The sequence below is a fragment of the Photobacterium sp. genome, from assembly GCF_057456235.1.
The window spans coordinates 1-2,878 of record NZ_JBVCPH010000035.1 but is presented as its reverse complement, the minus strand read 5'-3'; the positions used below and the strand labels follow the sequence as shown (position 1 = coordinate 2,878).

The 2,878-nt window shown below is 48.6% G+C and carries 4 protein-coding genes and 1 pseudogene; 2 read left to right on the top strand and 3 right to left on the bottom strand.

The window, feature by feature from the left end; genetic code table 11:
- A pseudogene (gene gyrB, locus AC2204_RS20560) lies at window positions 1–677 on the top strand (DNA gyrase subunit B); the annotation flags it as partial.
- Window positions 678–838: 161 nt separating this feature from the next.
- On the opposite strand, the gene AC2204_RS20555 reads toward gyrB, so the two are convergent.
- The 3 genes from AC2204_RS20555 to AC2204_RS20545 are packed head-to-tail and all read right to left on the bottom strand — an operon-like array spanning window position 839 to window position 2,160.
- Window positions 839–1,336 carry a GNAT family N-acetyltransferase gene (locus AC2204_RS20555; protein WP_318927753.1) on the bottom strand — a complete coding sequence of 166 codons (498 nt, stop codon included), beginning with the start codon at window positions 1,334–1,336 and terminating at the stop codon, window positions 839–841.
- A gap of 42 nt (window positions 1,337–1,378) precedes the next feature.
- Window positions 1,379–1,666, bottom strand: coding sequence for an MGMT family protein (locus AC2204_RS20550; protein WP_318927752.1), 288 nt, complete (start codon window positions 1,664–1,666; stop codon window positions 1,379–1,381).
- Between the two features lie 14 nt (window positions 1,667–1,680).
- Complete coding sequence (locus tag AC2204_RS20545) at window positions 1,681–2,160, bottom strand: peroxiredoxin (protein WP_318927751.1); 480 nt, start codon at window positions 2,158–2,160, stop codon at window positions 1,681–1,683.
- Window positions 2,161–2,337: 177 nt separating this feature from the next.
- Between AC2204_RS20545 and AC2204_RS20540 the strand changes: the two genes are divergently transcribed.
- Entirely contained in the window at window positions 2,338–2,850 is a 513-nt protein-coding gene (locus AC2204_RS20540; protein WP_318927750.1) for a GNAT family N-acetyltransferase, read from the top strand.
- The last annotated feature ends 28 nt before the right edge of the window (window positions 2,851–2,878 follow it).

Sequence of the window (2,878 nt, the reverse complement as noted above, 5' to 3'; positions counted from 1 at the left end):
TGGAAAACCTGGTAAATCAGTTTAATGCTGTGCATGCGCGGATCGACAAGATGAGTCGCGTGTATCCAAAAGCGGTCTTGGAACGGTTGATCTACTTGCCAACACTTACCGAAGAGATGATGAAAGATCAGGACGTCGTTGCCGAGTGGGTCGATCAGCTCAGCGAGAGCTTTGCCGAAGTCTTATCGGGTGCCACCGTGTATCAGGCGTCGATTACCGAAGACAAAGAACGGCACCTCTGGCTACCGATGGTACAGGCCACAGCGCATGGACTATCAACAGATTATGTATTCTCTCATAACTTCTTTAATAGTCATGATTATGAGGCGATCGTGGCGTTGGGCGCTATTTTGCAGGGCATGATTGAAGATGGTGCTTATATTCAGCGTAATGATAAGAAGCGCGAAATTCAAAGCTTTGAAGAAGTTATTAGCTGGCTCATGAACGAAGCGAAACGTGGATATCAGATCCAGCGATATAAAGGGTTGGGTGAGATGAATCCTGAGCAATTGTGGGAAACCACGATGGACCCAGATGCCCGTCGTATGTTGCAGGTGACGGTTGAAGACGCTATTGCCGCCGACCAGATCTTCACCACACTCATGGGCGATGATGTTGAACCTCGTCGCGAATTTATCGAGTCAAATGCTTTGATGGTGTCGAATCTGGATTACTAGATCACAGTCGCTGAAAGGTTTCACTTGTTTAAAGGCGCTGATTTCAGCGCCTTTTTTGTGTCTGTCAGCAACGTGAGTTCGATAGAGGGGCTAGTTATTCCAGGGGATCTAGGGTCAAATCAAATAGTGTTCCACGTGGAACACTGCATCAGAATAAGCATTCAGAAACGCTTTTCCATCCAATAAACAGAATGGTATTGCCCAAACTTACGGCCGGCTTCATGCAATGTACCGACTTCTTTAAAACCGAATTTCTGATGTATGGCGACAGAGGCTTTATTCGGTAGCGTGATTAACGCGTGTGCTCGATGTACATCTTCATCAGCCAATTCTGAAAACAATCTGTCATAAAGTGCACTGCCCAAGCCTTTTTCATGGTAATCCCGTGCCTTATAAATACTGACTTCGACGGAGGTGTCGTAAGCGCGTTTTGGTCGAAGTGGACCGCTATTGGCATAACCGACGACACGTCCATTCGCTTCCGCGACCAAACAACGGTGTCTGCCCGATGTCGAAAACTGATTAAACCAAGGGCGGCGGGTGTCTACGGTGTAAGGTTCAGTATCAAAAGTTATCGCCGTTTCATTAATAAATGGGTTTAGGATCTGGACCATCGCAGGAAGGTCTGCCAACTCGGCCGGACGGATTAAAAAAGCCACCTGAATTTCTCCAAGAAGGGGTGAGGGAGGTTGAGCAGAATACTATTTAGGCCAGAAAAATTCTTCAGGAAATTTTCCATGCTTATTTGGCAATAGACCTTCTTCTGCTAAGTACTGATACTGGCGCGCCGCGCCAGCGTGTTCAGTAATCTTACGTTGACTGTTGATAATCCGGTACCACGGCAATCCAGAATCCCTGGGCAGCGTTCTTAACCAGGCTTGTATTTGCCTGACGTGAACGCCACACAACTCAGCCAATTTGCCATAGCTGGTGTAGTTACCTTTTGGCACCGCAGCCAGCGTTTGATAAAACACGTCTTTTGATGTCATTTGCTTGGTTCGGATTAGAGTTGCGTCAAGACAGTGTCGGCACTGGACAGCTCAAATTCGCCAGGTTCATCGACCCCAAGCCACTCAACAACACCATCATTAACAATCATGGCGTAGCGACGAGACCTTACACCCATGCCTTTCTCGGTCAGATCGACAGTGAGACCGAGGGCATCCGCAAAATCAGCACTGCCATCACCGAGCATTAAAATAGCGTCGGCGTTTTGTTGTTTTGACCAGGCGTCCATTACCCAAGCGTCATTCACGCTGGTACAGATGATTGAATCCACCCCGCGTGCTTTAATTTCATCGGCCTTTACCACAAAACCCGGAACGTGCGCCGCGCTGCACGTTGGGGTGAAAGCCCCTGGCAAGGCAAACAGCACCACCTTTTTATCGCTGAACAGGGCTTCTGTGCTGACGGCTTGCGGACCCGTTTCCGTCATTTGGTAAAGATTAACATTGGGCAGCGTATCGCCAACTTGAATAGACATAGAGTTAGATTTCCAATTAGGTTAAGTTTACATTTCTCTTTCGTGACCCAAACTCAGAGCCGTTGCTTCAATTACCCGGTGCGTTCAGTACCGGAGCATATTGCCAATTAGTAAAACAACTCATTGGTTTGTGTCACACGTGCGGTTAATGGTTAAACAAAGTAAAGATGATACTGAATGGTTAAGAATACAAGTCAGACAGACAACATAATACTGCGACCAATCACCCACGCAGACAATGAAAACATGGAAAGGATCATCCGCACCGTATTGACAGAATTTGGTGCGAACAGGCCGGGATTTGCCTGGCAGGATCCGGAATTGTCCGATCTTACTTCAGCTTACGACCGCCCGGGTATGGCCTACTGGGTTGTGGAGGTTCAGGGGCGGCTGGTGGGTGGTTGCGGCATCGGCCAGTTGGCCTCCACTTCGTTATCGGCCGTCTGTGAACTGCAGAAAATGTATGTGAGCGGGGATGCGCGTGGCCTGGGCGTCGGGCAGCAATTGATTAAGACAGCGCTGGCGTTCGCGAAAAGCCACTATGGTTGGTGCTATCTGGAAACGCTGCATACCATGTCGCAGGCAGAACGTTTATATCGCTCTTCTGGGTTTATCCAGCTGCCGGCACCGTTGTTGCAGACAGCGCACAATGCGTGTGATCGATGGTTCTTGAAGGAATTGCGTGATTGATCGTAGTTGCTTGAACGCTCTGAAGTCA

Coding starts and splice junctions, on each gene's coding strand:
- AC2204_RS20540 (WP_318927750.1), top strand. CDS start 2,338: ATGGTTAAGAATACAAGTCAGACAGACAACATAATACTGCGACCAATC.
- AC2204_RS20545 (WP_318927751.1), bottom strand. CDS start 2,160: ATGTCTATTCAAGTTGGCGATACGCTGCCCAATGTTAATCTTTACCAA.
- AC2204_RS20550 (WP_318927752.1), bottom strand. CDS start 1,666: ATGACATCAAAAGACGTGTTTTATCAAACGCTGGCTGCGGTGCCAAAA.